Genomic DNA, 7,780 nt, shown 5'->3' on the forward strand with positions numbered 1-7,780 from the left:
AGTACCTGCGCGCGCAGGAGGAGTACGGCGAGGATTCGTTCACGGCGATGATCGGCGCCGAGGCGATCCGGCGCATCCTGCAGGAGCTCGACCTCGAGGGCATCGCGACCTCGCTCAAGGAGGAGATCGCGACGACGACCTCCGAGCTGAAGCCGAAGAAGCTGATGAAGCGCCTCAAGATCATCGAGGCGTTCCAGCTCTCCGGCAACCGGCCCGAGTGGATGATCCTGACGGTCGTGCCCGTCATCCCGCCGGACCTGCGCCCGCTGGTCCCGCTCGACGGCGGCCGCTTCGCCACGTCGGATCTCAACGACCTCTACCGCCGCGTCATCAACCGCAACAACCGCCTCAAGCGGCTGATCGAGCTGCGCGCGCCGGACATCATCATCCGCAACGAGAAGCGCATGCTTCAGGAAGCGGTCGATGCGCTGTTCGACAACGGCCGCCGCGGCCGCGTCATCACCGGCGCCAACAAGCGTCCGCTGAAGTCGCTCGCCGACATGCTGAAGGGCAAGCAGGGCCGGTTCCGCCAGAACCTGCTCGGCAAGCGCGTCGACTATTCCGGCCGCTCGGTCATCGTGGTCGGGCCGGAGCTCAAGCTGCACCAGTGCGGCCTGCCGAAGAAGATGGCGCTGGAGCTGTTCAAGCCGTTCATCTACGCGCGCCTCGACGCCAAGGGTTTCTCCGCCACCGTCAAGCAGGCGAAGAAGCTCGTGGAGAAGGAGAAGCCCGAGGTCTGGGACATCCTCGATGAGGTGATCCGCGAGCATCCCGTCATGCTCAACCGCGCGCCGACGCTGCACCGGCTCGGCATCCAGGCGTTCGAGCCGAAGCTGATCGAGGGCAAGGCGATCCAGCTCCACCCGCTGGTCTGCGCCGCGTTCAACGCCGACTTCGACGGCGACCAGATGGCCGTGCACGTCCCCCTGAGCCTCGAAGCTCAGCTGGAGGCGCGCGTCCTGATGATGTCGACCAACAACATCCTGCACCCGGCCAACGGTCAGCCGATCATCGTGCCGTCGCAGGACATCGTTCTCGGCCTCTACTACCTCTCGATCGTCGCCGACGGCGCGGTCGGCGAGCACAAGGCCGACGACAAGAACAACCCGATGCAGGGCGTGTTCGGCGATATCGGTCAGCTCGAGCACGCGCTCGCGGCCAAGACCGTCTCGCTGCACTCGAAGATCAAGTGGCGCTGGCGCGGCCTGGGTCCGGACGGCGAGCCCGTGTCGAAGATCTACGACACGACGCCCGGCCGCGTGATCCTGTCCGGCGTGCTGCCGCTGCACCCGAAGGTGCCCTTCGACGTCGTCAACAAGCTGATGACCAAGAAGGAGATCTCGGCGATGATCGACACCGTCTACCGCCACTGCGGTCAGAAGGAGTCGGTGATCTTCTGCGACCGCATCATGGCGCTCGGCTTCAGCCACGCCTTCCGCGCCGGCATCTCGTTCGGCAAGGACGACATGGTCGTGCCGGAGAACAAGTGGTCGATCGTCGACGACACCCGCGCGCTCGTGAAGGATTACGAGCAGCAGTACAACGACGGCCTGATCACCCAGGGCGAGAAGTACAACAAGGTCGTCGACGCCTGGGCCAAGTGCTCCGACAAGCTCGCCGCCGAGATGATGGGCCGGATCTCCGCCGTCCAGAAGGACGACAAGGGAGCCGACAAGCAGGTCAACTCGATCTACATGATGAGCCACTCGGGCGCCCGCGGCTCGCCGGCGCAGATGAAGCAGCTCGCGGCCATGCGCGGCCTCATGGCCAAGCCGTCGGGCGAGATCATCGAGACCCCGATCATCTCGAACTTCAAGGAAGGTCTCGACGTTCTCGAGTACTTCAACTCCACCCACGGCGCCCGTAAGGGCCTCGCGGACACGGCGCTGAAGACCGCGAACTCAGGGTATCTCACCCGCCGCCTCGTCGACGTGGCGCAGGATGCCGTCATCCGCGAGACGGATTGCGGCACCACCAACGGCATCAAGATGCGCGCCATCATCGATGCCGGCCAGGTCGTCGCCCCGCTGGCCATCCGCATCCTGGGTCGTGCCACGGCCGAGGATCTGGTGGCCCAGGACGGGACCGTCATCGTCAAGACCGGCGAGACGATCGAGGAGAAGCACCTGCCGGCCATCGCGGCCGCGGGCATCCAGGAGGTGAAAATCCGCTCGGTGCTGGTCTGCCAGACCAAGAGCGGCGTCTGCGCCACCTGCTACGGGCGCGACCTCGCCCGCGGCACGCCCGTCAACATGGGCGAGGCCGTCGGCGTCATCGCGGCGCAGTCGATCGGCGAGCCGGGCACCCAGCTCACCATGCGCACCTTCCACATCGGCGGCGCGGCGCAGATCGCGGATTCGTCCTTCATCGAGTCGAGCTTCGAGGGCACGATCAGGATCCGCAACCGCTCGCTCGCCAAGAACTCGGACGGCGACCTCATCGCCACCGGCCGTTCGGTCGCGGTGGTGATCGTGGGTCCCGACGGCACCGAGCGGGCGGTCCACCGCCTGCAGTACGGTGCCCGGGTTCGCGTGGACGAGGGCGACACGATCAAGCGCGGGCAGCGGATCGCCGAGTGGGATCCCTACACCCGTCCGATCGTCGCCGAGGTGGACGGCATCGTCGCCTACGAGGATCTCTACGATGGCCAGTCCATCACCGAGACCACCGACGAGTCGACCGGCATCGCCAAGCGCGTCGTCATCGACTGGCGCGGTTCGGCCCGCACCTCCGACCTGAAGCCAGCGATGCTCGTCGTCGATGGGGACGGCAAGGCGGTGAAGCTCGCCCGCGGCTCGGACGCCCGCTACTTCCTGCCCGTCGATGCCATCATCGGTCTCGATCCGGGTGCGAAGGTGAAGGCCGGCGACGTGCTCGCCCGCGTCTCGACGGAATCGGCCAAGACCCGCGACATCACCGGCGGTCTGCCGCGGGTGGCGGAGCTGTTCGAGGCGCGCCGTCCGAAGGATGCGGCGATCATCGCCGAGAAGTCGGGCACGATCGCCTTCGGCCGCGACTACAAGAACAAGCGCCGGCTCACGCTGACGCCGCACGACGGGTCCGATCCGGTCGAGTACCTGATCCCGAAGGGCAAGCACATCCACCTGCAGGACGGGGACGTGGTCGAGCTCGGCGACTACATCGTCGACGGCAACCCGGCGCCGCACGACATCCTGGCGATCAAGGGCGTGGAGGAGCTTGCCGCCTACCTCGTCAACGAGATCCAGGAGGTCTACCGGCTCCAGGGCGTGTCGATCAACGACAAGCACATCGAGGTCATCGTCCGGCAGATGCTGCAGAAGGTGGAGATCACCGACGGCGGCGACTCGGACATCCTCACGGGCGATCAGATCGACCGCACGGAGCTCGCCGAGTTCAACGAGAAGCTGCTCGCCGAGGGCAAGAAGCCGATCCAGGGCGTTCCGGTCCTGCTCGGCATCACCAAGGCGTCGCTGCAGACGAAGTCGTTCATCTCGGCGGCCTCGTTCCAGGAGACCACCCGCGTCCTCACCGAGGCGGCGGTCAACGGCAAGGTCGACACCCTGGAGGGGCTCAAGGAGAACGTCATCGTCGGCTCGCTCATCCCGGCCGGCACCGGCTCGCTCGCGGCGGACATCCGCTCGATCGCGCGCCGCCGCGACAGCCTGATCCTGCAGCAGCGCTCCGCCGAGAACGCGGCCAACGCCGCGCAGTTCGACGAGCTGCCCGCGGCCGAATAAGGCAGCGCCTCCCCGACCGCTCCGCGGGCGGGGCGGGCCAGAGACAAGACAAAGGCCCCGGCTCGCGAGAGCCGGGGCCTTTTTTCGTGGGACGTGGAGATTGCTCGCCGTCGCCATCGGCTCCGGCCGACACGTCGGTCATGATCCGATGTCTTGATATTGCAAGTAGATCGATAGATTTAGCCGACTTATTGCAAAAAAGCAGTCATCTCGCTGTCATGGATGGCGACGTATGCCTGTGGTCCAAGTTTTCGCTGGAACGGATTTCGTTGAAATCTGCGCGAAAACGCTGCGGCGATTTGTTGCGCGACGCAGCCCGCAATCTGATTACTCGGAGATGAAAATGGCCTCGACTGCCGGTCCGGTCAAGAACGTGATCGTGATGATCGCCGACGGCGCAGGCTTCAATACACTCGAGGCGACCCGCCTCTACCTCAACGGTCTCGCGAACGGCGATCCGCGGGCGGGCGCGGCCGGCAAGGTGCTGATCGCCGACGGGCCCGGCTTCACCGCCACGGCGCAGTCGGTCTATCCCCTCGACACCCGCACCACCCCCGTCCCCGGCGAGACCGGCCTCGCCCAGAACCCGGCGGTGGTCTACGATCCGGCCAAGAACTACGACTACACCCGCGTCGCGGGCCTCGACCCGAACGGCCAGCCCCGCGCCTTCGCGGGCTACGAGTGGAACCGCAACACCTATCCGGATTCGGGCAACACCGCCTCGTCCATCGCCACCGGCGACAAGACCTACAACAACGCCATCGACGTCGACGGCAACGGCTCGGAACTCTTCTCGATCGCGGAACTCGCCAAGCAGCAGGGCAAGGCGACCGGCGTCGTCACCACGGTCCAGTTCAGCGACGCGACGCCCTCCGCCACGGGCGGGGCGCACAACATCGCCCGCTCCAACGCCAACGACATCGCCCGGGAGATGTTCGCGTCCGGCACGCTCGACGTGATCGCCGGCACCGGCAACCCGGATTACGACGACAACGGCCGCCTGCGCACCGCGCCCGACTACACCTGGATCGGCGCCGACCTCTGGAACGGCCTCAAGGCCGATACCTACCGTTCGCAGGACGGGGCGAGCTGGAACCTCCTCCAGGACCGCGCCGCGATCCAGGCCGCCGGCACCGGCGCGCCGACGGCCGAGCGCCTCGCGATGATCTCGCAGGCGTTCACCAGCAACAACTTCAACCGCGCGGGCGCGGCCCCGGCGAACGGCACCGAGATTCCCTTCAGCGTGCCGCGCCTCGAATCCTCGGCCACGCTGTCCGAGCTGTCGCTCGCCGCCCTCAACAAGCTGAACGCCGATCCGGACGGTCTCTACCTGATGATCGAGGGCGGCGCCGTCGACCGCGCCATGCACGCGAACAACCGCGGCCGGATGATCGAGGAATACATCGACTTCAACAACGCGGTGAAGACGGTCGTCGACTACATCAACGCCCCGACGAGCAAGGCGACCTTCGAGGACACGCTGCTCATCGTCACCGCCGACCACGACCACCTGTTCTTCGGTCCCGAGGGCGCCACGATCCCCTACCAGCCGGTCCAGCCCGACCGGAACGGCGACGGCGTGCCGGAGGGCCTGTTCTTCTCGACCAACCACTCGAACCAAGTCATCCCGCTCTTCGCCGCGGGCGCCGGCTCGGCCCAGCTCGGGCAGCTCGCCGACCAGACCGATGCCTTCACCAACGCCCAGGGCCAGGTGATCGGTAGCGGGCGCGCCTTCACCGACCAGGCCGAGCTCGGTGACTACCTGCAGGCGGCGGCCCGGCTGGGCGCCACCGCGGTGACCACCGGCAACGACAACCTGATCGGCACCGATGCCGGCGAGACCCTGGACGGGCTCGCGGGCAACGACGTCATCGACGGACGCGGCGGCAACGACACCCTGATCGGCGGCCTCGGCAACGACGTGCTGCTCGGCGGCCTCGGCAACGACACGATCTCCGGCGGCGCCGGCAGCGATCTCGCCCTGCTCAACGTCACCACCGACGGCGCCGACCAGATCAACCTCGGCGACGGCACGGACCGCGTCGACGTCTCGGCGGCGGCCGCCGGGCAGGTGCGCCTGACCTTCACCTCCGCCGAGGTCGGGAACGCCAGCGCCAACGACGGGCGCACGAATGCCAACCAGGATGGCGGCCTCGCCGTGCGGCTTCAGGCCGAGGCGGCCGACGGCGCCCTGGCCGGCTCCGCCAGCCGGGTCGACGACGAGGGCATCACCTTCGTCGCGACGACGGACGGCGTCACCTTCGACGTGCGCGACCTCGTCGCCGGCACGGAGCGCGGCGACGCGTTCCGGGTGGTGGCGCTGGGCACCGCCGCCGCCGATACGCTCGTGCCGCTCGCCGGCCGCACGGCGGAGAGCCACTACATCAATGCCGGCCAGGGCGACGACAGGGTGACGGGCGGCAGCGCCGCCGACTTCCTCGTGGGCGGCGCCGGCAGCGACATCCTCGACGGGGCGGCCGGCAACGACAGCTTCATCGGCGGCGCGGGCAACGACCGCATCAACGGCGGCGAGGGGACCGACCGCGCCATCTTCTCCTACGCCCTCGGCTCCGTCGTCCTGGGGCGGGACGCGAACGGGTTCCTCACCCTCACGGGCGCCGAGGGCACCGACACGGTGACGGGGATCGAGCAGTTCCAGTTCAGCGACCGGCTGGTCGACCGCGCCGACGGCAACGGCCTCGTCGACGATCTCTTCTACCTGTCCCGGTACGGGGACGTGCTCGCCTCCGGCCAGGATGCCGACGCGCACTACGCCGCCTACGGCGCGAGCGAGGGCCGCGATCCCAACGCCTTCTTCTCCACCAAGGGCTATGCCGGCATCAACGCCGACGCCGTCCGCACGAGCGCCAACGCCCTGAGCCACTACGAGACCGCCGGTTACCGGGAAGGCCGCGACCCCGGCGTCGGCTTCGACAACGAGTTCTACCTCGCCCGCAACAAGGACGTCGCCGCCGCCGGGCTCAACCCGCTCAAGCACTATCTCGAGTACGGCCAGTCCGAGGGCCGGGCCATCTTCGAGGCGGTCGGCAAGGCGGACACCATCCGGGGCGGCTTCGACGCGGAGTTCTACCTCCTCGGCAATCCCGACGTGCTCCAGGCGGCCCAGGCCGCGGGCGCGACCGACACCTTCGCCTTCGCCCGGCGGCACTTCGACAACGACGGCTGGAAGGAAGGCCGCGACCCGAACGCGGTGTTCGACACCAAGGGCTATCTCGCCGCCTACCGGGACGTGGCGCAGGCCGGGATCAACCCGCTGAACCACTACGACACCTACGGCTGGAAGGAGGGCCGCGATCCGGCCCGCGACTTCGACAGCTCGGCCTATCTCCAGGTCAACGGCGACGTGGCCCAGGCGGGTCTCAACCCGATGCAGCACTACCTGCAATACGGCCTCGTCGAGAACCGCGCCGTCCTCAACGACGGGACGTTCGGCGCCGGCCTGATCGGCTGAGGCCGGCGGCCCGCCACCCGGTGCCGGAAAGACGATCGGGAGCCGTGACGCGGCCTTGCGGGGACGCGTCACGGCTCCCGTGCTTCATCCGAGGCAGGGCAACGGAGTCGCGCTCCCGTCCCGCCTCACCGCCCCGTGCGCACCCGTGTCCAGGCGCGCGTTACGAAGCGCTGGGTCGAGTCGTTCCAGGCGGTGTTGACCGAGAGCCGCTGCATCACCGCCGCGTCCGGGTAGATGCCGGGATTGTTCAGGATCTCCGGCTTCACGAATTTCTGCGAGGCGAGGTTGCCGTTGGCGTAGGACACGAAGTTGGTGTTGGCCGCCGCCACCTCCGGGCGCATCATGTAGTCGATGAAGGCGTGGGCCTCGGCCGGATGGGCGGCATCCTTGGGGATCGCGAAGGCGTCGAACCACATCAGCGCGCCCTCTTTCGGGATGAAGTAGGCGACCTCGACGCCGTTCTTCGATTCCTCGGCGCGCTTCTTCGCTTGCATCACGTCGCCGGAATAGCCGACCGCGAGGCAGACATCGCCGTTGGCGAGCCCGTTGATGTATTCCGAGGAGTGAAACTTCCGCACCGAGCCGCGGA

General features: G+C 67.9%; 3 protein-coding genes. 2 read left to right on the forward strand and 1 reads right to left on the reverse strand.

All coding sequences use genetic code 11. From position 1 onward, the window contains the following. Window positions 1-3,719, forward strand: a 3,719-nt coding sequence (gene rpoC, locus MFF42_RS19600) for a DNA-directed RNA polymerase subunit beta' (RefSeq protein ID WP_238257249.1), incomplete at its 5' end; no start/stop codon positions are given. 343 nt (window positions 3,720-4,062) lie between these two features. Then, window positions 4,063-7,191 carry an alkaline phosphatase gene (locus MFF42_RS19605; protein ID WP_238257250.1) on the forward strand — a complete coding sequence of 1,043 codons (3,129 nt, stop codon included), beginning with the start codon at window positions 4,063-4,065 and terminating at the stop codon, window positions 7,189-7,191. A gap of 125 nt (window positions 7,192-7,316) precedes the next feature. On the opposite strand, the gene MFF42_RS19610 is transcribed toward MFF42_RS19605, so the two are convergent. Then, window positions 7,317-7,780: extracellular solute-binding protein (locus MFF42_RS19610; protein ID WP_238257251.1), on the reverse strand; the 464-nt coding region annotated here is incomplete at its 5' end.

This window comes from Methylorubrum podarium (assembly GCF_022179745.1).
Taxonomy (GTDB): domain Bacteria; phylum Pseudomonadota; class Alphaproteobacteria; order Rhizobiales; family Beijerinckiaceae; genus Methylobacterium; species Methylobacterium podarium.